Source organism: Paenibacillus sp. KN14-4R, assembly GCF_052180255.1.
Classification (GTDB): Bacteria; Bacillota; Bacilli; order Paenibacillales; family NBRC-103111; genus Paenibacillus_AM.
Map to the genome: position 1 here is coordinate 2,159,371 of NZ_CP197466.1, position 25,167 is coordinate 2,184,537.

Annotated in this window: 22 protein-coding genes; 20 read left to right on the forward strand and 2 right to left on the reverse strand. The window is 43.2% G+C overall.

The window, feature by feature from the left end; genetic code table 11:
- The first annotated feature begins 26 nt into the window (after window positions 1-26).
- The 3 genes from ACSBOP_RS10190 (at window position 27) to ACSBOP_RS10200 (ending at window position 3,484) form a co-directional block, all read left to right on the forward strand.
- Window positions 27-1,985 carry an ATP-dependent DNA helicase gene (locus ACSBOP_RS10190; RefSeq protein ID WP_442604295.1) on the forward strand — a complete coding sequence of 653 codons (1,959 nt, stop codon included), beginning with the start codon at window positions 27-29 and terminating at the stop codon, window positions 1,983-1,985.
- Between the two features lie 63 nt (window positions 1,986-2,048).
- Window positions 2,049-2,891, forward strand: coding sequence for a DegV family protein (locus tag ACSBOP_RS10195; protein WP_442604296.1), 843 nt, complete (start codon window positions 2,049-2,051; stop codon window positions 2,889-2,891).
- Window positions 2,892-2,989: 98 nt separating this feature from the next.
- Complete coding sequence (locus ACSBOP_RS10200; RefSeq protein ID WP_442604297.1) at window positions 2,990-3,484, forward strand: cysteine hydrolase family protein; 495 nt, start codon at window positions 2,990-2,992, stop codon at window positions 3,482-3,484.
- 108 nt (window positions 3,485-3,592) lie between these two features.
- Here the strand turns inward: ACSBOP_RS10200 and ACSBOP_RS10205 are convergent, their stop codons facing one another.
- Window positions 3,593-3,973 carry an S-Ena type endospore appendage gene (locus ACSBOP_RS10205; protein ID WP_442604298.1) on the reverse strand — a complete coding sequence of 127 codons (381 nt, stop codon included), beginning with the start codon at window positions 3,971-3,973 and terminating at the stop codon, window positions 3,593-3,595.
- 153 nt (window positions 3,974-4,126) lie between these two features.
- Here ACSBOP_RS10205 and ACSBOP_RS10210 point away from each other — a divergent pair, with 153 nt between their 5' ends.
- The 7 genes from ACSBOP_RS10210 (at window position 4,127) to ACSBOP_RS10240 (ending at window position 12,035) form a co-directional block, all read left to right on the forward strand.
- Window positions 4,127-4,522: an S-Ena type endospore appendage gene (locus ACSBOP_RS10210; protein ID WP_442604299.1), complete on the forward strand. Its 396-nt coding sequence runs from the start codon at window positions 4,127-4,129 to the stop codon at window positions 4,520-4,522.
- Window positions 4,523-4,800: 278 nt separating this feature from the next.
- Window positions 4,801-5,079 (forward strand): hypothetical protein, encoded by a 279-nt coding sequence (locus ACSBOP_RS10215; protein ID WP_442604300.1) that lies wholly within the window; start codon window positions 4,801-4,803, stop codon window positions 5,077-5,079.
- Between the two features lie 181 nt (window positions 5,080-5,260).
- Complete coding sequence (locus ACSBOP_RS10220) at window positions 5,261-7,474, forward strand: anaerobic ribonucleoside triphosphate reductase (protein WP_442604301.1); 2,214 nt, start codon at window positions 5,261-5,263, stop codon at window positions 7,472-7,474.
- A complete protein-coding gene (gene nrdG, locus ACSBOP_RS10225) occupies window positions 7,471-7,971 on the forward strand; it encodes an anaerobic ribonucleoside-triphosphate reductase activating protein (RefSeq protein WP_442604302.1) in 501 nt (166 codons plus the stop codon). The genes ACSBOP_RS10220 and nrdG overlap by 4 nt, the downstream gene beginning before the upstream one ends.
- Before the next feature lie 250 nt (window positions 7,972-8,221).
- Window positions 8,222-9,880, forward strand: a complete 1,659-nt coding sequence (gene abc-f / locus ACSBOP_RS10230; protein ID WP_442604303.1) for a ribosomal protection-like ABC-F family protein — start codon at window positions 8,222-8,224, stop codon at window positions 9,878-9,880.
- Between the two features lie 117 nt (window positions 9,881-9,997).
- A complete protein-coding gene (locus ACSBOP_RS10235) occupies window positions 9,998-11,227 on the forward strand; it encodes an aminopeptidase (RefSeq protein WP_442604304.1) in 1,230 nt (409 codons plus the stop codon).
- A gap of 163 nt (window positions 11,228-11,390) precedes the next feature.
- On the forward strand, window positions 11,391-12,035 hold the full coding sequence (locus ACSBOP_RS10240) for an MBL fold metallo-hydrolase (RefSeq protein ID WP_442604305.1): 645 nt from the start codon (window positions 11,391-11,393) through the stop codon (window positions 12,033-12,035).
- Window positions 12,036-12,138: 103 nt separating this feature from the next.
- Here the strand turns inward: ACSBOP_RS10240 and ACSBOP_RS10245 are convergent, their stop codons facing one another.
- Window positions 12,139-13,155, reverse strand: a complete 1,017-nt coding sequence (locus ACSBOP_RS10245) for an NADH:flavin oxidoreductase/NADH oxidase (RefSeq protein ID WP_442604306.1) — start codon at window positions 13,153-13,155, stop codon at window positions 12,139-12,141.
- Between the two features lie 150 nt (window positions 13,156-13,305).
- On the opposite strand from ACSBOP_RS10245, the gene ACSBOP_RS10250 reads away from it, so the two are divergent.
- From ACSBOP_RS10250 to ACSBOP_RS10295, 10 genes are all read left to right on the forward strand, one after another.
- Entirely contained in the window at window positions 13,306-13,974 is a 669-nt protein-coding gene (locus tag ACSBOP_RS10250; protein WP_442604307.1) for a CoA transferase subunit A, read from the forward strand.
- Window positions 13,964-14,605, forward strand: coding sequence for a 3-oxoacid CoA-transferase subunit B (locus ACSBOP_RS10255; RefSeq protein WP_442604308.1), 642 nt, complete (start codon window positions 13,964-13,966; stop codon window positions 14,603-14,605). Before ACSBOP_RS10250 ends, ACSBOP_RS10255 begins: the two co-directional genes overlap by 11 nt.
- Window positions 14,599-15,966, forward strand: a complete 1,368-nt coding sequence (locus ACSBOP_RS10260) for an aminotransferase family protein (RefSeq protein ID WP_442604309.1) — start codon at window positions 14,599-14,601, stop codon at window positions 15,964-15,966. Before ACSBOP_RS10255 ends, ACSBOP_RS10260 begins: the two co-directional genes overlap by 7 nt.
- Window positions 15,967-16,005: 39 nt before the next feature.
- On the forward strand, window positions 16,006-17,307 hold the full coding sequence (locus ACSBOP_RS10265) for an aspartate aminotransferase family protein (protein WP_442604310.1): 1,302 nt from the start codon (window positions 16,006-16,008) through the stop codon (window positions 17,305-17,307).
- A 58-nt stretch (window positions 17,308-17,365) separates the two neighbouring features.
- Complete coding sequence (locus ACSBOP_RS10270) at window positions 17,366-18,823, forward strand: aldehyde dehydrogenase family protein (RefSeq protein ID WP_442604311.1); 1,458 nt, start codon at window positions 17,366-17,368, stop codon at window positions 18,821-18,823.
- A gap of 30 nt (window positions 18,824-18,853) precedes the next feature.
- On the forward strand, window positions 18,854-20,347 hold the full coding sequence (locus ACSBOP_RS10275; RefSeq protein ID WP_442604312.1) for a M81 family metallopeptidase: 1,494 nt from the start codon (window positions 18,854-18,856) through the stop codon (window positions 20,345-20,347).
- A gap of 12 nt (window positions 20,348-20,359) precedes the next feature.
- Window positions 20,360-20,830 (forward strand): GNAT family N-acetyltransferase, encoded by a 471-nt coding sequence (locus ACSBOP_RS10280; RefSeq protein WP_442604313.1) that lies wholly within the window; start codon window positions 20,360-20,362, stop codon window positions 20,828-20,830.
- A gap of 10 nt (window positions 20,831-20,840) precedes the next feature.
- Window positions 20,841-22,277 (forward strand): sigma-54 interaction domain-containing protein, encoded by a 1,437-nt coding sequence (locus ACSBOP_RS10285; protein ID WP_442604314.1) that lies wholly within the window; start codon window positions 20,841-20,843, stop codon window positions 22,275-22,277.
- A gap of 26 nt (window positions 22,278-22,303) precedes the next feature.
- The gene (locus tag ACSBOP_RS10290) at window positions 22,304-23,878 is read left to right on the forward strand and encodes a DUF5050 domain-containing protein (RefSeq protein ID WP_442604315.1); all 1,575 of its coding nucleotides are present in this window, start codon (window positions 22,304-22,306) and stop codon (window positions 23,876-23,878) included.
- 451 nt (window positions 23,879-24,329) lie between these two features.
- Window positions 24,330-25,118, forward strand: coding sequence for a transporter substrate-binding domain-containing protein (locus tag ACSBOP_RS10295; RefSeq protein ID WP_442604316.1), 789 nt, complete (start codon window positions 24,330-24,332; stop codon window positions 25,116-25,118).
- Window positions 25,119-25,167 lie beyond the last annotated feature (49 nt).

A 25,167-nucleotide genomic window follows, 5' to 3' on the forward strand; every position in this document is an offset into this window, starting at 1 on the left:
ATTCAATCTATTGGGGGCATCAGACATTGGTAGAGCGTTATCCGTTTAAACATAATCCGTCGGAGTCGTTTATCAAGCAAGTAAGCGACTTTGTTGCGGATGTTTTTTATGACATTTTACCTGAAGCAGGTTTTGAGATTCGGGATGAACAAATCTATATGGCTTTTCAATTGGAACGTGCTTATGCAGATAAAGAGACCATATTTGCTGAAGCAGGTGTAGGAACAGGTAAGACTCTTGTATATCTGCTATATGCAATTTGTTATGCGCGTTATACAGGAAAGCCTGCTATTATTGCTTGTGCGGACGAATCACTTATTGAACAGCTTGTGAAACCTGAAGGAGACATTGCCAAGTTAGCTCAGCATCTGAACATGACGATCGATGCCCGATTGGGTAAATCGCCAGATCAGTATGTATGCTTGAACAAGCTAGATGAAGCTAGATTTAGTGATGATGAAGACGAAGAAGATATCTATCGAGGAATTTATAGTGAATTACCAGCGTTCGTAAGCTCTTATGAGGCATTACAAACGTTTTATCCATATGGCGATCGGAAAAATTACCCGAATTTGAATGATGAACTATGGCGTAAGATCGGTTGGGACGCTTTTCAAGATTGCTTGATTTGCGAGAAAAGACATCGTTGTGGGCAGACATTGTCACGCGAGCATTACCGTCGATCAGCTGATCTCATTATTTGTTCCCATGATTTTTATATGGAACATGTGTGGACGTATGAAGGGCGTAGACGTGAAGGGCAGCTTCCTTTACTGCCTGACCATAGTTCAGTTGTTTTTGATGAAGGACATTTACTGGAGACTGCCGCGCAGAAGGCACTCACCTATAAACTGAAACACTCTATATTTGAAGAAATTGTTGTACGCTTATTGCAGGGTGAAGTTCGTGAAGAACTTGCAGTAGCCATTGATGAAGCGATTGCCCAAAGCGAGCATTTGTTCGGCATCCTTCGCGACAAGAGCAAGACAGTTGAAGGATCCGATCGTAAAGAGATTACGTACACGCCTGAATTGCTACGTGAAGTGAAACAACTGCGCAGTTTAATTGCTAACATTGAAGAAGAGATTGCGTTAGAAGCAGGTGTGTTTACGCTCGATCCTTACCAATTGCGAATTGTGGAAGAACATCTGGAGATGATCGGACTTGCACTACGATTATATGATCAACCCGATCAATTGATTTCATGGGTAGTCGAAGACAACGATGGCCTTACACTTATTGTCATGCCGAGAATGGTGAAGGAAGTATTGGAGGAGCGGGTATTTGCTCAGAAAATGCCAATCGTATTCTCATCGGCAACTTTGTCGATTGATGGTGCGTTTAATTATGTGGCAGATAACTTAGGTATTTCCCAGTATGTTTCATTCTCTGTCGAATCGCCTTATGCTTACGAAGAGCAAATGAAGTTATATGCACCTAAGTTCCAGACAGACGATCATTTTACAGAAAAAATGAACAGCGCGGTCAAGTTGTTGAAACGGACGGAAGGAAGAGCGCTACTATTGTTCCCTTCAAAAGAAGAAATGAACGCTTTCAAAGCCCAGATATCACATTATGATGCATGCAGCTCTATGCGCTTCTGGTTTGAAGGCGATCAAGAAATTAGCCATCTGATCTCGGCTTTTCAGAACGATGAAGAAAGCATTCTATGTGCGGTTACGCTATGGGAAGGGTTAGATATTCCGGGTCCGTCGCTATCGAATGTAATCATTTGGTCTTTACCGTTTCCTCCGAATGACCCTGTATTTATGGCCAAACGGAAAGCGGCAGATCAGCCTTTTGAAGAAGTGGATATGCCTTACATGCTCCTGCGTCTTCGTCAAGGGATGGGTAGACTTATCCGTACCCGTGAAGATCAAGGGATTGTAACGATTCTAGGACAAGAACTGCATACAGATGACTTTGTCCGTTCTAAAGTGCTTGAAATATTACCCAGTGGTTTTAAGTGGGAAGAATCACTTTAAGTCCTATTATCATGTGTTAAACTAGCAATGTGACCTTACTATCAACAGAAACGAGTCGATTAAATGACAATAAAAATAATTACAGACGGCTGTGTGGATCTACCCATTGAACTCCAACAAGCTTATGACATAACAGTTGTGCCTTTATTTGTTCATTTTGGAACGGAACAAATGTCATCGAATGAGATGACAACGAGTTATTTTTTCAGTCGTATGAAAGAAGAAAAGGAATTACCAAAGACGTCCAGCCCATCCCCTTATGAATTTTATAAACGTTACCAAGAGGCTGGTGAAGACACGGATGTGATCGTCTTGTGTACCTCCTCTAAACTCAGCAGCACGTATTGTCATGCAATAATGGCGAAGGAAATGCTGCAGGAGGAAGGCTACAAAGGTAACATTGAAATCTTCGATTCGAAGTCTGCTTCTGTAGGTCTCGCAGGCCTTGCTGTACGCGCTGCTAAGATGATAGAAGAAGGCGTTTCTTTTCAAGAAATTCTCACTGAGCTTAAGAAGTTAATCACCGATAATAAAATATACTTCAGCCTTGATACGTTAGAGAATGTGATAAAAGGCGGCCGATTAGACCGTGTCAGAGGTGCGATTGCTTCTGTACTTCACATTAAACTAGTGATGCGTGCAGACGAAGAGGGCAGCGTAGAAGTCGTTGAAAAAGTGCGTGGTACGAAAAATGCGATGAAACGTTTGATCGAGATAATGGGTGAGAAGAAGCATGATCTTGAGAAGAACATTCTTGGAATTGCTCACGGTAATTGCGAAGAGCGAGCACGTGCCTTTCTTGATCAGATCTTGGACTTATATCCATTTAAAAATGTCATTGTATCCAACATGGGGCCAGTCATTGGCACATATGGCGGCGAAGGTGCAATTGTAGTTTCCTATTAATTTCCTATTCACAACGAACTCCTCCTATCAAAAGAGGGGTTTTTTGTTATATAATGACATTTAGGATAATAATAGATGATTTAGGTGGGGGAATGGAAATGAAGGCAGCTTTTTTAGTCATCGATATGCAGATTGATTTTGTGCAAAATGATCGTCTAAAGCCATATACAGACAAAGCAAGTCAATATATCAACGAAGTTGCAAGATACTTTAGGGATTATGGTCACCCCGTCATATTCGTTCAAGATATAGAAGTTGAAGGTGGTGTCGGTACAAGTAATTTTGAAATTATTCCACAGATTGAAGTGAAAGAAACAGATATCCGTATTCATAAAGAGTTCCCGAATTCATTCTGGAAAACGAACCTGGAGCAGCAATTACGCGCACATAACGTGGATTTTGTCCTTATCGCTGGTTTTGCTGCTGAATATTGTGCCTTATTTACGTATAATGGGTCAGTTGAGCGTGGCTTTAAGACAGCGTTTCTACAGCACGGTGTTGTAGGGGAATATAGTGACAGCATTAAGGCTATCTACAGAGATCGTCATATTGTTTCGTATCCAATTGTAGAGATGTTGATTAAACAAAAGTAAAATGCCGTATAAGTGTATGAAATTTCCATTGTCAGAAAATACTTAATGACCGCTAATCTTAATTAGCGGTCATAAAAAAAGACGGATTCAAGAACGAACAAAAACCAGCTATGCGCATTTTGCGCAATAGTGCAAATCTAATACTAAACTTCCTGTAGCATTTGCTTCAGGCGTTGCTCCTGTAAGACTTTCGATAGTAATGGTTTTCAAATCTTCAACGAAGATCGTTTCCGAACGACCAGCTGTAACGACTACGGTTGATACCGTGAGACCCGTAGAATAGTTAACGTTAAAGACGGAAGAAGTACTTGTATTAACAACGGTAAATGAACCATTTATTACTAACCCCGTTGGATTGGTAAAGTAAGTAAGAGCAGCAACACTCGGAGTTAGTTGAAAAATGGGATTACATTGTTGAATGTTGACAATTTGCTTGGACACATTATTACAAAAATTAAAGACGGCAGAACTTGATGAATGTTCACACATAGTATACACTTCCTCTATTAATTTTTCTTGTATAGTATGAGAAGCTTGTATATTTTTAACTGGTTAATTTCCTATTTTCAATGAAAATGGATATTTAATGTGGTGCATTCGGCTCGATTCCTCATACAAGGTAATAGGGGGGGAGTTGGCTTTATGGAAAAGAACTGCAAACGAAAGAAAAACATAGGATGTAGAAAACGGATTAGAAAATGTTCCCAAAAGCTTATTTGTATACACAGATGTGTTCCTATTAACCAAAAATGTGATGACTTAACGAATCAAACTTATTTTTATGTCTCGATAAATTCAAATATAAAAAATCCTTCGGGAACCATCACAATAATAAACAATAGCAAGTCCTGTACAATGCAAATTACCGTAACCAATTCTATCAATAATCATGAAGTTATTGAAGTTGCTCCGAGTTCATCGATTACTGCGATTGTCGCAAATATAGAATCCGTAAAAATCTTATGTAAGGGTCCGTCTAATGATTTATATTGTACGGGTTCTTTGGAGTTGGATATCCATTACACTTTAATGTTGTAATTTCTACCAAAAATACATCCTCGAGATACGAAGAGTTGTCTAAGTTCTGGAAAGCGGAGCGCTCCGCCCTTGAAATTGTATTCCTACCATAAAATCAAATTCAGAAGAATACAATTTCAACAGCTGATGGAAGGACTTAGACAACTCGCCACAACTCCCACAACTCACTTGAACTGCTTTTGGCCTATTTCTACCCCAACCGCTTGTCTTTCCCGATGCTTTTCAGTAGTATGACTATATGAAACCAATCATTCGGTTAGAAAAGAGGATAAACAAACATGCAGATTAATATTCAACAAGCAGATATGAGCTTCAGCAAAGAAGATGGTTACGTCGGGCATGTGCAGTTCGTTGTAGAGGGTCACATGGCGCCATACGAAATGACATTACAGAAAAGCAAGAAGGGCAAAGAATGGAATTATGCGTTAAATTATGCGAATGAATCCGGTCCTGAAGATGATATTATGGATGTAGAAGAGGAAATTGAAGAAAACGATGAACTTTTCGACATGCTCGTGAATGCCGCAAAAGACAAGCTAGAACAAGCTGATACATAAGCCATCTCGCTTACATATACGAACCTTTCTTCTCTAATCGCAGAGGAGGAGGGTTCGTTTTAATTAGCCACACTTCAAGACTGCATGTTAATAAATTCACTGAAAAAAAAACAATATATCGATATATTCGTTACTAATATGACTACATCTTGTATGTAGACAGAAAAGAGGATATTGAGATATGGTAATTACCAAAAGAGACGGGACGCAGGTTCCCTTTGATTCAGAGCGGATCGTAACGGCGATAAAAAAAGCGATGCAAGAAACACTGAGTATTAATAAAGAGCTTTGTGAAGCGATCGCGGCGAAAATTGAACATCATGTACAAACAAGTTCAGAAATCGTGTCTGTCGAGCAGATTCAAGATCGCGTTGAAAATGAACTTATGGCAAGCCCACGTAAGGACGTCGCCAAAACCTATATGTTATATCGGCAAAAACGTACAGAGGAGCGAGAGAAGCGCTCACAGTTGTTCAATATCGGAAAAGATATTGTAGACACAAGAGATATGGACTTGTTACGAGAAAATGCAAACCTGAATGGGGAGAGTTTTTCTGGAAAAATGTCCAAGTTCGGCTCCGAGTTCTCGAAATGGCAAGCCAGATTTGAACTGCCTAAGAAAGTGATTGAAGCATCTGATCAGAACAAAGTATACATTCATGATCTAGATCAATATGTATTAGGAACGACAAATTGTATCTTCATTCCTTTTGGTCGGCTACTACGTGAAGGATTTCACACAAGTAATGGAACGATTCGTCCGCCGCAGTCGATCATGACTGCTGCTGCACTCGTCGCAATCATATTTCAAAATCAACAAAATGCGCAATACGGTGGGGTAAGCGGCAATATGATTGATCACGATCTAGCACCATTTGTCGGAAAATCGTTCGTGAAGCATTTTAAGAAAGCTCAACAATATATCGAAGCAGAAAAACCAGGTCTCACAGTAGATCAAGCTAACATTCATATGGAGAATGAGTGGCTAATGTTGCATTATCCTAAGGCATATGAGTTTGCCAATGCGGAAACGATCAACGAAACATACCAAGCAGCAGAAAGTATGATTCATAACTTGAATACGATGAGCAGCCGAGCAGGCGGTCAAATTCCGTTCAGCTCAGTCAATTATGGAACTTGTACATCACCAGAAGGAAGACTTGTTATTGCCGCGCTCCTGGACTCCACCATTCGTGGGTTAGGTAATGGCGAAACGCCTATTTTTCCACAGCAAATTTTTAAATGCAAAAAGGGGGTTAACACTTCGCCAGAAGACCCGAATTATGATCTATTCTTAAAAGCGATCGAATGCTCCTCCAAGCGGTTATATCCGAACTTCGCGAACGTCGATGCGCCTTTCAATCTGCAATACTACAAAGAAGGTGAGCCCGATACAGAGTTCGCCACAATGGGCTGTCGGACGCGCAATATCGGTGATCGGTTCGGATGGAATCATCTGTCAGGAAAAGGGAATTTATCATTTAACACCATTAACCTTGTGCGCCTTGGCTTAGAGAATGGCATATACAGGAATAAACACTCTTTACCTGATGAGGCTGGATTGCAAGCAGCATTAATCGAATCCATGGAAGCAGCGTTAGTGGGTCTGCTGCACCGTTTTGAGCTTCAAGCGATGCAAAAAGCAAAAGCATCCGATTTCATGATGCGTGAAGGCGTATGGAAAGATGGGCAGACACTTCGTCCTCACGATGCTGTTCGCGAGCTAATCAAGCATGGATCAATCTCAATTGGGTTCATTGGACTTGCGGAGTGCATGAAGGCAATGTACGGTAAGCACCATGGTGAAGATGCAGCCGTATATGAAAAAGCAGTGGATTTAATTCGCATCATGCGAAAGCATTGCGATAAATGGGCGGAAGAACATAATCTGAACGTGACACTTTTCGCTACTCCAGCCGAAGGACTTGCAGGTAAATTCGTAAAATCGGATCGAAAGCAGTTTGGAAAAATTGCAGGGGTTACGGATCGCGAATACTATACGAACTCCTTCCATATCCCTGTATATTACGAGATATCTGCTGCTAAGAAAATCGAACTGGAAGCACCGTTTCATGATCTCTGTAATGCCGGTGCGATTTCTTATGTCGAACTTGACGGTAATGCACGGAATAATACAGAAGCATTTCGTAAAATTGTTCAATACGCCTTGAAGATGAATATCAGCTACTTTTCCGTTAATCATCCTATTGATCGCTGCCCGGCATGTGGCTATGAAGGTGTCATAGGGGACACTTGTCCGAACTGCGCGGTAACCGAGACTGATCAGCCATTTAGTAGATTACGCCGTGTTACTGGATACCTGACAGGTTCCTACACCGAGCGTTTTAACACTGCGAAGCAGGCGGAAGTGCGTGATCGGGTTAAACATCTATGAATTTATGCGGATACTACAAAGAAAGCATTAACGAAGGTGTTGGCGTGCGCTCCGTGCTGTTTATAAGCGGGTGTCGGCACTACTGTAAGGGCTGTTTTAATCCGGAGTCATGGGACTTTGGACTGGGAGAACCATTTGATAGGAAAAGGAAACTCGAAATCATTAATGAGGTTAAAAATAATCCGTTAGTGGATGGAATTACCTTATGTGGGGGCGATCCATTCTTCTCCGCATCTGAACTTACGGTGTTTGTAGATCATTTTCGAAAAATATGTCCATTGAAGTCTGTCTGGGCATACAGCGGATTTACATTTGAAGAAATTAAGGCTGACGACACCATGCACGAACTGCTTAAACGGTGTGATGTGCTTATTGATGGTCGTTTTGAGCAGGAGAATAAAGATCTGACACTTGCTTTCCGTGGGAGCCGGAATCAGCGCGTTATTGATGTGCCTAAGAGCCTGGCCTCAGGTGAAATCCACCTTATTAGTTGCTAAGAGTCATTGACATTTTCTCCCGTAATGCTTACACTAGATCCATTCATAACACAGTAGAATTCGGAGGTACATTGACCCTTGATTAATTAATCCTTTTTCACATGAACCGTAATTTCATTTGAGATTATGCATTCTAGAAGGGGATTAGTGTGTCAAAAAGTCGATGTGCCTTTTTTGTGTGATCACAAGGGTTACGTTTGATTTTGTTTGCGCACATTTTATCCTCTCTAGCAACTAGGGAGGTTTTTTTATGCTATTTTTAAAAACAAGTAAGTTAACAAAAATGGTTGGGGATCGTGTTCTTTTCGAAACAGAACCGCTTCATATTTATAAACAGGATCGCATTGGGATTGTAGGGATGAATGGAGCAGGGAAGACGACTTTGCTACAAGTCATGTCCGGTCAGCAAGAGCCTGATCAAGGGGCTGTAACACATTTAGGAATACCCGTAGTGATTCAGCAGCTTGAAGTCAGCTCTCAGGAAGAACTTGATGCCAAGCAGGCTCGAAAGTTCAAGACAGCAGTTCAATACGAGCGCACAATGAGTGGTGGTGAGCAGATGCGATTGAAGATGGCGCAAGCATTCGCTGATCCCTCAGATATCCTATTTGCAGATGAACCTACAAGTAACTTAGATGTTGATGGTATTCGTTTACTTGAAGATGAACTTAACCGTTACGTGGGGGCAATCGTTCTCATCTCGCATGACCGCACGTTGTTAGATCGGATATGCACAAGCATATGGGAAGTAGAGAATGGTAAAGTTACGATCTACGAGGGTAATTACACGGCCTATCTGATGCAAAAAGAAGCCGTGAAAGCTAAGCATCAAGCAGATTATGATGCTTATACGGCAGAGAAACTGCGTCTAACGACGGCTATCCACATGAAAACGGAACAGTCGTCAAGGATGACGAAAGCACCAAGTCGAATGAGTACCTCTGAATCCAGATTGTATAAAGGTAAGAAAGGTTCGAAGCAGGCGAACGTACACAAAGCAACCAAGCAATTGGAAACCCGATTAGAGCAATTAACGGCAGTCGAACAGCCGCGAGAGCTGGCAACTGTGAAAATCGATATTCCTGAATCAAGCAAGCTGTATAGCAAAATGGTCATTCGTGCCGATCAGCTAACGATTCGTGTTGGTTCTCGAACTTTACTCCAAGATGCGAAATTTGAAATTTGCAATGGGCAAAAGACTGTACTGATCGGACCTAACGGCTCTGGGAAAACAACGCTGCTAGAGATGATTCACAGTCGAAGGGATGAAATCTTCGTTGCAAGCGGTGTAAAGTTTGGATACTTTAGTCAAAGCTTAGATATTCTCGATCCAGAACGAAGCATTTTTGATAATGTCAATAAACAGGCAGCACAATCCGAGCATATGGTGCGAACCGTGCTCTCAAGGCTTCTTTTTACAAGGGATGATGTATATAAGAAAGTAAAAGTATTAAGCGGTGGCGAACGAGTGAGGGTCGCATTTGCGAAGGTGTTTCTCAGTGAGATGAATGTTCTGCTCATGGATGAGCCAACGAATTACTTGGATGTGAAGTCGCTTGATGCATTTGAACAATTGCTGCGGGTTTACGAAGGAACCTTGATATTTGTATCGCATGACCGACACTTTGTGAATCAAATTGCGACAAATACACTCAAGATCGAGGATCAGAAGCTGATTGCTTATGGAGGTAATCCAGCGCAACTGGAGCAGCATATGGGAGATCGTACTCATAAAGCCCCTCAATCCGATGAAATTGAAATACGAAAGTTACAATTAGAAACAAGGTTAACGGAGGTTATAAGCAGGTTGAGCATTCCCTCGGTTAAAAGCAACAACAATGCTGAGCTCGATGCAGAATACTTGCGTTTGGTTATGGAACTGAAGCAATTACGTTTTCAAACCAGCTAGAACGGAAAATGTGAATGGATGTTCGCGATTAAAGGGCATCCGTTCCATTCATTTTGTGGTATGATGAAGAAATGGTCGTACAGTGACTTCATAATCAATCATAAAGGAGCTTGACTGATGTCTACTCATGAACAAAACTTAGAAAAATATGCAGAGCTAGTCGTAAAAATTGGTGTTAACGTTCAACCCGGACAGGTCCTACACGTAGAATCTCCGCTAGAAGTAGCAGATTTTACGCGCCAAATTGTGAAAAAAGCATACCAAGCAGGTGCCAAGTATGTCGAAGTTCATTGGAGTGACGATGAAATTACACGTGCACGTTATGAATATGCGTCTGATGATTCTTTTGACTACTACCCAGAGTGGAATGCAACCTCCATGGAGCAGCTTGCTGAATGCGGTGGGGCCTTACTTAATATTAAAGTTCCGAATCCGGAGCTGTTTAAAGGTATAGATTCTTCCAAAGTCGTACGTGCAGGGAATGCAGCAGCAAAAGCAAGAAAGAAATTTTCTCATTATACACGCAATAATGAAATTAGCTGGTGTTTAGTCAAAGCTCCCACGAAAGCTTGGGCAGATATTGTATTCGCTGACTTGCCAGAAGAAAAGCGGATCGATACGATGTGGGAAACAATTTTCAAAATGCAGCGTGTAGACAAAGAAAACCCGGTACAGGCATGGCAAGATCATATTGAACAGTTAAAAACAGTGAGTGACAAGCTTAACGATAAGTGCTATAAGCGTCTTCACTATCGTGCACCAGGAACGGATCTTTCCGTTGAAATGCCTGAAGGTCATATCTGGAAAAGTGCTGGCGACAAAAACACGAGAGGTGTGTACTTCGTAGCCAATATGCCAACGGAAGAAGTATATTCCATGCCGCACCGTCTTGGTGTAAATGGAACTGTGAGAAGCACAATGCCGCTTAACATGAATGGTCGTATCGTAGACAAGTTCTCTTTGACGTTTAAAGAGGGTAGAGTTGTGGAATATACGGCTGAAGTCGGTCAAGAGCACTTGGATTCTCTTTTTGCAACAGATGAAGGGGCGAAGTACTTGGGTGAAATCGCACTTGTACCTCATGATTCTCCGATCTCGAACTTGAACCGTATTTTCTATAACACAGGTATTGATGAGAATGCATCCTGCCACTTTGCAGTTGGTAGTGCATATCCAGTGAACATCGAGAACGGTCAGAAAATGACGCAAGAGGAACTTCTTGTACACGGCGCGAACGTAAGCTTAACACACGTTGACTTTATGGTCGGCTGCGCAGAGCTAGATATCGATGGTGAGTTTGAAGATGGAACAAGAGAGCCTGTGTTTATCAAGGGAAACTGGGCGTAAGAGGTAAGGAAGATAGAGAGCCGAAAGGCTCTTTATTTTTATTGTGAAAAGGGGATCCGAGTACTTGCTTCTTGTAAAGTTTAGTTGTAAAAAATATCCAAATATGATAGATTCAAAGGGTAATTGCAATAGGAAACAGAGTATTTCGGGAAGTGGGGAAAAAATGAGAATTGAGAAAATCAAAACGAGAAGTGTTCTGTTTAGAAATACCGTCCCTGCAGGGTGGGATATCTGTGTTCAACTCATTATCGGGGATACATACAATTACATCATTGATACAGGTCTAGGTTCTTTAAACATGGCTCCTGTCTTAGATTACATCCATCCTGACAACAAGCCCATTATTGTGATCAATACGCACTCGCATTGGGATCACATTTGGGGGAATCATACCCTACGAAATTCCACAATCGTCTCTCACAAGCTTTGTAGAGAAATGATCGATTCACACTGGGATGATATGCTGCTCAATAGTGGAAAACATCTAGAAGGGGAGACGGAGAAGTGTCTTCCTACACTGACATTTGAGGGTGAATTATATTTCCCAGAAGATCGAATACGTCTGATTTATACACCTGGTCATACGATTGATTCGATAAGCGTCATGGATGAAATCGATCAAGTGATCCATGTTGGCGATAATATTGGGGATTCGATGGATGAACTTGTACCAAGTCTTTATTGTGATAAAGAGACGTATAGGCATACACTCTTGAAGTATAAAGAGCTGGATTGTGATACTTTTGTATCGGGTCATAATCAAGTCTTGGGTAAAGAAGTTATGGACCAGATTTTGGAATTGCTTTGAAAAACACCCCTGTGCACTTAGCTTGAGCGAACCACTACTAGCTGGTTGTCTCCGTTGGCACGAAGGGGTGTTTTTTTAAGGAAATAAACGTTTTATTATAATGTTAAGCCCTCAAGTACTGCTTAGGTGGGACACCTTGGTCGGATGTAGCTTGAATCGCATGTAATGCCCAGTAAGGGTCACGCAGCATGCCGCGCCCGATGGCAATTAAATCAATTTCACTATCTTCTAGAGTTGCTTCCGCTAACTTCGGTTCATCTAACAAACCAACAGCGATAACTGGTACGTCAATGGCTTGTTTAATCTGGCGCGCCATCTCCACCTGATACCCTGGATAATTTCCAGGTTTGCGCACACCAGCTGGACCTTCTCCACCACTTGATACATGGAATAGATCAACACCTGCTGCTTTATATTTCCGACACACTTCAATAATGTGGTCAATTTCGTATCCGCCATCCATGTATTCCATTGCTGACACACGCATGATCAGCGGCATATCTGCTGGCATCTCTTCTTTCATTGCCTCAATGACTTCCACACCGAATGCCGCATAGTCCTGACCGTACTTATCCTCACGTTGATTGCATAGTGGCGAGTGGAACTGATGAATCAAGTACCCGTGAGCACCGTGAATCTCAATCGTATCTACACCTGCCGCAACTGCCCGACGAGCCGCGTCTCTGAACTTGCTAACAAGTTCTTCTACTTCTTCTGTCGAGAGTGCCTTTGGCGTCTTCCAATCAGGCGTCACAGGAATCGCGGAAGGCGCAACAGGGACTTCAGCATCTTCTGCTTTACGTCCAGCGTGTGCGATCTGAATACCGATTTTGCTGCCATATTTATGTACTTCTGAAATGATCCGCTCAAAAGCTGGGATATGCTCGTCTGACCACAAACCAAGGTCTCGATTCGAGATTCGGCCATCTGGCTCGACATCCGTCATTTCCATAATGATAAGCCCTGTTCCCCCAACTGCTCTCGAAACATAATGAACAAAGTGCCAATCGTTGGGAATCCCATCCTGCGCTTCTACTGAATATTGACACATCGGCGCCATGACGATGCGATTCTTTAACTCAAGACCTTTTAATGTATATGGAGAATGTAAGTGAGCCATTCATAATCACTCCTCTTAAAAAATTGAATTGCACAATCATTTTCCATTATATACCTTTTAACAGGGGTGTTTCAATGTATGAGGAGTCATGGAAGGTATCTTCAAAACATAAAATAAAATGTAGTGATGTCATGTCTAGAGGAGGGTGTGATGGAGAAATTGATCTCTGCGAAACAGGCTATATCCAAGCTCAAGGATAGCAATTCTATCATGGTTGGTGGTTTCGGGCTTGTGGGGTGTCCTCTTACTTTAGTTCGTGCACTTGCAAGTTCGTCACTTCAAAATCTTACAATTATTAGTAATAATTTAGGAGAACCAGGTAAAGGGCTTGGTATGCTTGTTCGAAATAAGCAAGTAACTAAGGCGATAGGTTCCTTTTTCACATCAAATCCAGATGTTGTTAAGGCTTACCAAAGTAAAGAACTAGAGATCGAGTTACTTCCACAAGGAACATTATCAGAAGCGATTCGAGCAGGTGGTGCAGGGCTTGGTGGATTCTACACGCCAACTGGTGTTGGTACTTTGATAGGTGAGGGAAAGGAAACGAAGATTATTCGAGATAAAACCTATTTATTTCAGCCCTCTATTCGGGCTGACGTAGCGCTCATTAAAGCACATAAAGCAGACAAACTTGGCAATCTTGTCTATCGCAAATCCGCACGTAATTTCAATCCGAATATGGCGACTGCTGCCAACCTGGTTCTTGTAGAGGTTGAAGAGATTGTAGAGGTTGGCGTATTGTCACCTGAGGAAATTGTAACCCCGCATTTATTCGTGGATTATATAACGTTGACGGGAGATACAACTGATGGAGGATAAAGTGCGAATCGCAACGAGAGTTGCCCAAGAACTGAAGAGTGGCGATATCGTGAATCTAGGAATCGGTATACCGACGTTGGTTGTGGATTATTTGCCTGACGATGTAACGGTATACATCCATTCAGAGAACGGCATTCTAGGTGTCGGTCCGACCCCGACTGCAGAAGAAGTTGATCCAGACCTTGTAAATGCTGGGAAGCTACCAGTAACCGTGTTAGAAGGTGCAGCCTATTTTGACAGCGCTTCATCCTTTGCCATGATCCGAGGAGGACATGTTGATCTTTCGATTTTAGGAGCATTGCAGGTGAATGAACAGGGGCAAATTGCGAATTGGGCCGTTCCAGGCAGCTTGGTACTTGGCGTGGGCGGAGCAATGGATTTATTAGAAGGAACCAAACGCATTATAGTAGCAACGACACATTGTACGAAAGAAGGTAAGCCTAAGCTTGTAAAAAACGCTACATACCCACTCACATCGCTCCGTAGAGCGGACCTCATCGTGACAGAATTGGCAGTATTCGGAGTAAGTGAAGAAGGATTAACACTCCTTGAACTTGCACCAACAGTAAGCTTGGAGGAAGTTCAACAAAAGACAGAAGCAGCTTTCCTGATTCGAGGTGACATATGGTGACGCAAAATGGTGAAAAAGACCATGTATTTCACCGGGATTTTTCACGTGAATATCCGTTAATCGAACATGGAGAAGGCGTATATCTTGTAGATGCGAGTGGTAAACGATACTTAGATGCATCGTCAGGAGCGATTGCTGCCAATATCGGACATGGTGTTGCAGAAATTGGAGATGCCATGGCTGCACAAGCGAAGAAAGCAGGATTCGTGCATACGCTGCGTTTCGAGACGGAAGTGCAGCATGACTTAGCAAAAGAAATAAGTGATCTTGCGCCATCTACTTTAAATTATGTTTATTTTACTTCTACTGGATCGGAAGCCAATGAAAGTGCGATAAAATTTGCCATTCAATATCATCGAGATCGGGGAAATCCAAGTAAACATGTCACAATTGGTCGCTGGCAATCTTACCATGGTAACACGATGGGTTCGCTGTCAGCTGGCGGGGATCTATTAAGACGCATGCCCTATATGGAAAATCTAATGCGAACAGAGCATGTCTATTCACCTTATTGTCATCGCTGCCCATATCAACAATCTCTAGATCATTGCCTTGCTCACAAACAGCTTTACTGCATAGATGAATTGGAACGATTGATTCTAGAGATCGGACCGGAGGTTGTCTCTTCTTTTATATGTGAACCGATCATTGGCAGTCAGCAAGGGGCAGTAGTCCCGCCAGCTACTTATTTAAGTCAGGTGCGAGCTCTTTGCGACAAGTACGATATTGTTCTTATTGTGGATGAAGTAATGACGGGTTTCGGACGAACAGGGAGTCATTTTGCAGTAGAAGGGTTTCAAGTTGAACCCGACATCTTAACTTTTGGAAAAGGGGTCTCAGGCGGTTATGCGCCACTTGCAGGAATGATCGTCTCGGATCGCTTGGTAGAAAGCTTAAAGGAACATGGTAAAGGGAAGTTCATTCATGGATCGACTTTTAGCGGACATCCGGTCACTCTAGCTGCCGGAAAAGCGGCAATTGGTTATTATAAGAAGCATCATCTTCTGGATAACAGCAAAAAACAAGGTGCCTATTTACTTCATAAGTTATATGAGCTGCAAGCGAAACATCGAACGATTGGAAACATTCGGGGACGTGGATTGCTAATTGGCTTTGAGGTAATGAAGGATCGCCATACAGATTCCTTTTACCAGTCAACTGTACGTGCATCTGAACGATTAAACCAAATGGCGATGAAGATAGGCGTTATCTTTTATCCAGGATCAGGCACGCTTGATGGTGTCAATGGTGATCATCTATTGATTGGTCCACCACTTACAATCAGTGAGACGGAAGTGGATGAATTGGTTCATCGATTAGATCTAGCGTTGATATTGTTTGAAAAAGAAATGAGTACTTAAACAAAGTGCGAGGGATAAAGGAAGGATGGTTAACCAGATATGACCAAACATGTGGAAAAGAAAAGTGAGCTAAGGGAACTTGCATTGAAGCATCTTTCCCCCGTCATGACACGAATTACGGACTTAGTGGTGGCTAAAGCTCAAGGAGCAAAGTTCTGGACCGAGGATGGGACGGAATATATTGATTTTGTTTCTGGGGTGGCGGTGAATGCTGTTGGGCATGCGCATCCTGAAGTGGTTAAGGCGATTCATGAGCAGTCTAGTCAGTTGATTCACTTGGGTCTGAATTACGGCTACTATGAAAGTGCAGTTAAGCTTGCTCAGAAGCTTGCGGAGATCACACCAGGTGAACTCGATACCGTGTTCTTTAGCAACTCAGGTGCGGAAGCGATTGATGGGGCGATCAAGCTAGCTCGTGCAGCTACTAAGCGACCGAATATTATTGCCTTTGAAGGTTCATTCCACGGTAGGACACTTGGTGCGACTTCGTTAACGGCATCTAGTTCGAAATATCGGAAGTATTACGAGCCTCTTGTGGGAGGGGTTTACCACGTACCTTATCCGTATCAGAGCCAGTTACATTTTCAAAGTGAGGAAGAAACCGTTCAATACTGCTTAAATCGGTTGACGAAACTGTTTGAGCTTGTAGTCGATCCTACCCAAGTTGCGGCCATTATCATCGAGCCTGTGATGGGTGAAGGTGGGTACGTACCGGCTCCGTTGTCTTTTTTACAGAAGCTGCGTCAGATTGCAGATGACAATGGCATACTGCTTATCTTTGATGAAGTGCAGACTGGCTTTGGCCGTACTGGTAAAATGTTCGCTTCCGAACACGCTGGTATTACGCCAGATGTCTTTGTGCTTGCTAAAGCATTATCTTCAGGTATGCCCCTTGGGGCAATCGTTGCAAGTAGAGAATTGCATGAAAAATGGCAAACAGGGACGCACGGATCAACTTTTGGCGGAAATCCAGTATCGTGTGCGGCAGCACTCGCTAGTATACATGTCATGGAGAGTGAAGGATTGATAGAACGCTCAGAGCGACTAGGCAAGGCAATTGTGAATCGCCTGAATCATGAGTTAGCGGATTATCCGTCTGTTGCAGAGATCAGAGGCATTGGGATGATGATCGGCATCGAATTCCAAGATGAACGGGGTCAACCAGGGACAACGATCGTATCAAAAATTCGGGAGGAAGCACTTCAACATCATTTACTTGTAACAAGCTGTGGCGTATATGGTCAGACCATCCGCTTAATGCTGCCGCTTAATATCGATGAGACTGTGCTTGATAAGGGTTTGACGATATTAACTAATTGCATAATTAATGTCATTAAATAAAGGTTATTGATTGGTATAACACGCGATTAATCATTGTTACGAGAAGGAGATGAGCCCGATGATAGACCATCATCTGGTTGGCAACTATATCAACGGGGAGTGGACTTCACCTGCCAATCGAGAGATATTTAATAGCATTAATCCTTCAACATCCGAGGCCCTTGCATCCATTGTGATGTCTTCTTCAGACGATGTGGAGGATGCTGTTCGATTTGCTAAATCTGCCTACCATACTTGGCGGCACGTGCCTGCTCCTAAGCGAGCGGATTATCTTTGGTTGCTTGCTGATCGCCTGCAGGAACGTAAAGAGGAACTTGCGAAGCTAATGACTACCGAAATGGGTAAAGTGTTAGCAGAAGCATATGGTGAAGTCGATGTGGTGATTGGGTTTTGTAAATACATGGCGGGCGAGGGTCGAAGACTCTATGGACAGACGGTACCGGCAAGCTCAGCAGATCGAATGATTATGACGATTCGTGAGCCTGTTGGTGTGGTAGCATGCATCACCCCTTGGAATTTCCCCATTTCATTAGCTGCTTATAAAATATGTACAGCTCTGGTAGCAGGCAATACGATCGTATGGAAGCCTGCTTCAGATGTGGCACTAAGTGCAAAACTTTTTACAGAAATAATTGAGTCGTGTGGTTTACCAACAGGTGTATTCAATGTCGTGTTTGGTTCGGGAAGTACAGTCGGAACAATGCTTGCAGAGCACCCTGATACAGCTGTGATTGCATTCACAGGATCAACAGAGGTGGGTCGAAAGCTGGCACAACTAGCAGGTCTCCATTTAAAAAAAATATCGCTAGAGCTCGGCGGTAAAAATGCCGTCATCGTTCTCGCAGATGCTGATCTAGATCTCGCTGCTGCTGGAATTGTTCGCTCCGCTTTTGCAACATCGGGACAGCGGTGCACGGCAGCGAGTCGAGTCATCGTGGAAGCATCCGTGCAAGAAGAACTTGAACAGAGAATTGTAACATTGACCAAAAAGTTAGTGGTCGGCAATGGGCTCTCCCTTAACACGGATGTAGGCTCGTTAGCGAATCCAGCTCAACTTAAAACGGTCGAACATTATGTCGATATGGCGCAGCAAGAAGGCGGTCGAATACTTTGCGGTGGGTATCGCTTGGATAAGGATCTTTGGGAGCAACAAGGTTTATTCTACGCACCAACCGTCATTACAGACGTGAAAAATTCTCATCGTATTGCCAAAGAAGAAGTATTTGGCCCAGTTCTCGCAATCTTAAGGGCTGAGAATTATGAGGAGGCCATAGCTTTGAATAATGACACCATTTATGGATTATCGAGTTCAATCTATACGAATAGCTTGCATTATGCGAATCGTGCAGCTCGTGATCTGGAGTCGGGACTTGTATACATTAACAACGGCACATCAAATGCAGAGATCGGTCTTGCTTTTGGAGGCATGAAGCAATCTGGTAATGGGCATCGAGAAGTTGCTTATCAAGCATTTGATGTGATGACGGAATGGAAGACAGTTTATACGAATTATTGAGCAGATATGCTGCTAAGAGAGGGAACCTAGATGGATAAAAGTCTCGTGAAACGTCGAATTGGAATTGCGTTCTTTTATCATGAATCACATACCTTCAGCCCAGTAAGGACAGGAATTCAAGCCTTTTATGAAGAAGGCTATCATCAAGGGGATGCCATCTTTGAAGCTTATCGTGGAACGAAGACCGAAGTTGGAGGATTCATTGAGGTACTTGAAGAAGCGAATCAAGTTCTGGTACCTCTTGTCTGTGCGGCTGCCATTCCATCGGGAATGGTAACGAATGAGGCTTACGAAGAAATTAAAACCAAGCTGCTGACATCCTTGCGGGATGCCGGGGAACTGGATGGATTGTTGATTGCTATGCATGGCTCGATGGTGACACCCAAGGTTAGCGATCCTGAGGGGGAACTACTAGATGAAATCTACCACCTCAAAGGCTCCAGTTTTCCGGTCGCTGTCACGTTAGATATGCATGCTAACGTTAGTTATCGCATGCTGTCTAAGACAGCAATGTTCTTTGGTTTCAAGACATACCCACACGTAGACATGTATGAGCAAGGAGTGCATGCTGCCCGAGCTTTACTGGACTTCTTAACGACGCAACAGCCCTTCTATGCAGCATTTCGCAAGCTGCCGATGATGCCTCCAAGTGTGAATATGCGGACAGATATTGGACCGATGGCAGATATGGTGCATGCCGCTATAGAAGCTGAAAGGGACCCTGATATTCGCTCTGCATCCATTTTAGGCGGGTTTCCTTATTGTGATATTCCGGAGGCAGGCGCTAGTGTAATCGTTGTATCGACAAACCGAATCAAAGCAGAATCCGTTGCAAGTCAATTAGCAGCAAAATTATGGGGGGAGAGAGAACGATTTATTTTGGCTTTACCTGGTATCTCTCAGGCTGTAGATGATGCATTACAACAAGATACTTTCCCACCTAAACCCATCGCATTAGCTGACATCGCAGATAACCCCCTAAGTGGGGGAACTGGCGATGTAACAGCGCTGCTCGAAGAACTACTAAACAGGGATACTCAAGACGTCCTCTTCGGCGCGCTTAACGACCCTGATTCTCTCCAAGCTTGCATGCAAGCTGGGGAAGGGGCTACAATTGCGCTGAGCCTTGGTGGCAAGCTATCTCCTGAATTTGGTAAACCACTTGAAGTCACAGCTAACATTATTCGACTAACAGACGGCAAGTTCCGCAACACCGGCCCTATGAATACTGGACTGCAGATTGATACAAAATGCGCTGCACATATTCGCATTCAGCACTTGGATCTACTCCTTACAGGACGGGCTCTTTCCGCAAACGATCTGGAGTTTTTCCGCCATATCGGATTAGAGCCATCTAACTATAAAATCCTTGCATTAAAGGTAAAAAATCATTTTCGCGCAGCGTTTGATCCAATTGTCAGTCAGGTTATTTATGTGGATGGGCCAGGGCTTGCATCCAATCAATTCAAACATTTTACGTATAAGAACATCCCTCGCCCAATCTGGCCGTTGGATGATATTTAGGGGGAAGACACGATGACAACGACATATTATTACGAAACACCCGATCATTTATCACCGGAATTACTTCAGACGATGATTCAATTGGAAAAAGACGTTTTCGGTTCAGATGGAGCTGTTGATGAATGGGGGCTTGTCCCAATTGCCCGCCACGGACGACTCATTCTCATGCGAGCTGCTGGCGATGACGTGCCCATAGCGGTCTGTGAGTTAATGCGTGATTACAGCAAACCAGACAAGGCTTACATTTACGGCTACTATGTCCGTCCTGATTATCAAGGAAAAGGAATAGGCAAGCTGTTGTTTGATTATGTTTTTGATCAGCTTTTTCGTGATAACTGCACCGAAGTTTGTCTCACCGTGAAGCCAAGCAATGTATCAGCTGTGAAGCTGTACGAGCGTGTTGGCTTCACGATTGCTGAACTAAGACCACATGAGTATGGGGAAGGTAGGGAGCGTTATTTTATGATCAAAACGTTAAAGTAGGTGATTGCTTATGGATCTCACATCTCAGAATTGGGCTTCTCAATTTGAATGGATATTAAGCATGATCAACGTCGGAGTTCATATCGTAGACATACAAGGTTCGACCGTCTATTATAACGAGACGATGGCGAACATCGACGGATTAAGCTTAGAACAAGTACTTGGACAGAACATTCTGGAGCTTTATCCTTCGCTGACGAATGAGACAAGCACGCTGCATCTCGTCTTGCAAAAAGGTGCTCCAATCACCGACCAACTCCAGACCTATGAGAACCTTCAAGGCAAACACATTACTTCTATTAACAGTACATACCCGCTTTTTGAAGACAAGCAGATGATCGGAGCTGTTGAGATTGCCAGAGATATATCCAATGTCATGAGTATGTATGATCAAATTCTTGATTTGAACAAGCAGTTAGTAGCATCGAAACAGAAGAACAAGTCATCGGTTGGTTCAGCAGATTACCATTTTGGCGATATGATTGGTCAGGATAAAGCTTTCCTCAAAGCGATCTCTCTTGCGAAAAAGGTAGCACGCTCACCGTCACCTGTTCTCATTTGCGGTACAACAGGTACGGGGAAGGAACTTGTCGCACAGAGCATTCACAATGCCAGCATCCGCAGTAATCATCCTTTTATTGCCCAGAATTGCGCAGCTGTCCCCAAAGAGTTGATGGAAGCTTTATTATTTGGAACAAACCGTGGGGCTTTTACAGGCTCGGTCGATCGGCAGGGTATATTTGAGCAGGCCAATGGAGGAACATTATTTTTCGATGAGTTAAACAATCTGGATCTGGGTTTACAAGCAAAATTGCTTCGAGTCTTGCAAGATGGGAAAATCAGGCGAATTGGTGGGACAACCGAGCAGCGTGTGAACGTACGGATCATCGCAGCAATGAATATTAGTCCACAAGAAGCTGTAGAGAAGGGGATATTACGATCGGACTTATTTTTCAGGCTTAATGTCGTTCAGATTGAATTGCCGCAACTTGCTCAAAGACGGGGCGATATTCCGCTGTTAGTCGAGCATTTCATCACATCCTGCAACGAACGGTTTGGCACTCATGTCCGTGGATTAACCGATGAAGCGCTAGACCGCCTTTACAATTTCGATTGGCCGGGTAATATTCGTCAATTGGGGCATGCTATTGAGTCCGCTTTTAACATGATCGATATCGGTTGTAACCGAATTGAAGAGCAGCACTTGCCATCATTTTTATTTGAAAAGACAACACATGTACCTACCCAGCCCATGCGCTTAATTCCAGACAGCAAGGTTCAAAACCAAACTGGCTTACAAGACATGTTAGAACAAGTGGAGCGTGATACGATTCGGAGCATGTTTGAATCACACAACGGTAATGTGAGTAAGACTGCGGAGGCTCTCGGGGTTAAAAGGCAAGCACTGCAATACAAATTAGCGAAGTATGGCATAAGCCGCATTTAAATCAATTGAGAGGAGATGACGCAACAATGAGAAAAAAGATGGCTGGATTTACGGTCGTTTTTTCGTTATGTCTGAGCTTATTGGCGCCTGCGGAACAAAGTCTAGCCGCAGATCGGAGCGTGAGGGTTACACTGCCGGATTTTACGGTGAAACTGAACGGTCATACGGTGGAAAATCAGTACCGTCAATACCCACTGCTGGTTTATAAGGATATCACCTATTTTCCGATGACATGGTACGATTCCAGACTGCTCGGTTTGGAAGCGAATTGGTCGCCGGACGACGGCTTGAACATTAAGCAAAGCCGTGTGACCTCCTCGTATGTGCCGAATAAGTCAGAGCGGCGCAACACATCATCCTACACAGCGGAGGTTCCCGCATCGACCGTCACAATCAACGGCAAGACGATCGACAATACGAAAGAACAATATCCGTTGCTAAGCTTTCGCGATGTCACCTATTTCCCGCTGACATGGCGCTTCGCACATGACGAATTCGGATGGGATTACAAGTGGAGCAATACCGGCGGTCTTAGCATCACGTCAAATAACCCGCAGCTGCAAACACCCGTCCTTCCTGCATATGCCAGTGAGAATGACGTAGCTCTTTTCAAGGGGTACTATTATTTCGTCGAGACAAAGGACAAGATGAACCATGTATATCGAGCTCCCGTGCAGCAGCCGTCCGACAAGGAAGAGATATATTCTTATAACGCCGAAACCTACGAAGGACTGCAAAAGAAATTAACCTTTCAAATCCGTGACAACACGCTGTGGTTTACCTATCACCACGGGGGAAATATTATGGGCGGCGACTCTTACGTGAAAATCAGCGACAACGGTAAAGCAGAGCTGTTGCATGATGGATACCTCGATTTCCGCGATACGCCATACGGAACTTTAATGATCTATCTTGGCGCATCAGCGTTTGCAGGCGGTAACATGTATTTGTCGCCACCGGGTGAGGAAGGAACGAATCGCAAGCTTGTAGGCGAAAATCTAATGTACGATGTTACGTACGACGGTCACTGGTCAATGCCCTCCAGCAATTCATCCGCCACCGTCATAGGTGACGAGGTGTTCGTGCGGGCTTCATACGACGATTCTGACTTCAATAAAATTTACAAAATCAACCTAAAAACGAATAAGACCGACAAGATTGTCGACTCAAGCGTCAGCTGGTTCAAGATTATCGATAACAAGCTATATTATGTAAAAGACAATGACAAGGATTTATACTCGTCTGCGCTGAACGGGACGGGTGAGGTGAAACTGTCTGACCATGCCGTGTCTTGGTTTGACAGCATCAACGGTAACGTATTTTACACAACCAAGAAGGAAGCGAACCGATTCGAGCTGTACCAGGCCGATCTGAATGGGATAGACCCTCTCGTATGGAAAACGCCAGTCGCCGGCGTTCAAGTGCTGAACGACCGGCTTGTCTGTCGGTTTGGCGAAAACGATGACTACGGCGTCGTACTGCTGGACGGTTCAAGCCGTCTACAGCTGAGCGTGGCGGATCCGATCACGCGCGTACTCACGTCCGATGAGGGTATTTTACTCCAAACCTCAAGGGATTCCTCGGTCGAACTCATTCGTTAAACGAAAATTGATTTCTCTGTTAAAGGGCTGCCGAATGGCAGCCCTTGCTTTGGCTGCTTTGCTAGATTCGTTTACGTACACTTATGACGCTAACGGTAATCGGACAAATTGTAGTCACGAAATACTTCGTTTTCTGATTCTGGAATCGAATTGTAAATCCCTCCTTATACATGCGCTCACCACTCTTACCCAGCTTGTTTATCAGCTGATCTTTGACTTCGGTCTGTTCAAAAAAATCACGAGTTTTATGCACTAATAATGAGAACTGCACAAAGAACCAACCATTTGAGATACCATTTTGTTTTCATACTAAATCGACCTATTTTATTTCAAATGCGCAGAAGGAAATACAATAAAATATGGATATCTTGAAAAATAAGAATTTTTATAAAACAAAAGAATATTATTGTCCTAGATTCACTTTTGTAAATTCAGTAATGGGGGATGAAACATGAAGAAGGGGACCTTGTTCGCGTTTGTTGCACTACTGGCACTGATGCTTGTGGGATGTAATTCGAAAGCGCTTAACAGCGATGGTAAAAAATATATCATTGCGACCGATGCTTCTTATGCTCCGATGGAAAATATGGATAAGGATAAGATCGTAGGTTTTGATGTTGATTTTCTGGCCGAAGTGATGAAGGAAGCTGGTATTAACTATGAGTTGAAAAATGTGGGTTGGGATACACTGCTCGAAAGTGTCAAGCAGGGCAATGAGTATCAAGGCGCAATCTCAAGTGTGTCCATAACAGATGAACGCAAGCAAACTTATGATTACACAGCACCTTATTTTGAATCGATTAACATGATTATGGTGAAAGAAAACAGTACTGTAAAAAACGCGAATGATCTCAAAGACAAGAAAGTTGCTGTACAAATTTCCACAACTGCGGATACGATCATGTCTGGCATAATGGGTATGGATAATGCGAATTTAAAGAAATTTGACAGTAATGCCGTTGCGCTAATGGAGCTTGAAAAAGGTGGGGTAGATGCCGTTGTCGCCGATATTGCCATCGTTCGCGAGTACCTAAAGAACAATCCCAATAAAAAGTTCAAGAGCATTCAAGATCTAGGAAGCTTTACGCCGGAATATTATGCGATTTTGCTGCCCAAAGGCAGTGAATTAAAAGCAAAACTCGATCCAGCTATCAAGAAAGTCGTTCAAAGTAAAGTTTATGTTGAAATTTACAAAAAATGGTTCGGTGAAGAGCCGAAAGTAGATAACCTTTTAAAATAAAGGAATAAATGCAGGGGAAAGCATTCGTAAAGAGATCGCTAACGAATGC